Here is a 273-nt window from a genome sequence, read left to right as displayed (position 1 = left end):
GTTGTTCAGCGTGAGTTCGTGCGCCGCTTCCGGGTCCATGTTGAACAGGAAGGGGCGGGCGAAGGAATAAGGCAGCAGGGACATTGGATAATCGCGTGGAGTGGGTGGCCCCAAACGGCCACCGCCCGGCATTGTCCCAGATCGCACCCGCCCCACCATGAGCACCCCCACCCTGACACAAGACGAACTCAAGACCCTGGTCGGCCAAGCCGCGCTGCAGTATGTGGTGCCCGGCGAGATCGTCGGCGTCGGCACCGGCTCCACCGTCAACAA

Annotated in this window: 1 pseudogene; it reads left to right on the top strand. The window is 64.1% G+C overall.

Annotated elements, in window-relative coordinates:
* Positions 1–157 precede the first annotated feature (157 nt).
* Positions 158–273 (top strand): annotated as a pseudogene (locus tag HA630_RS22615) (ribose 5-phosphate isomerase A); the annotation flags it as partial.

Source organism: Aquabacterium sp. A08 (assembly GCF_011742065.1).
Note: the sequence above shows the minus strand (reverse complement) of the source record. Positions and strands in the feature narration are given on the sequence as shown.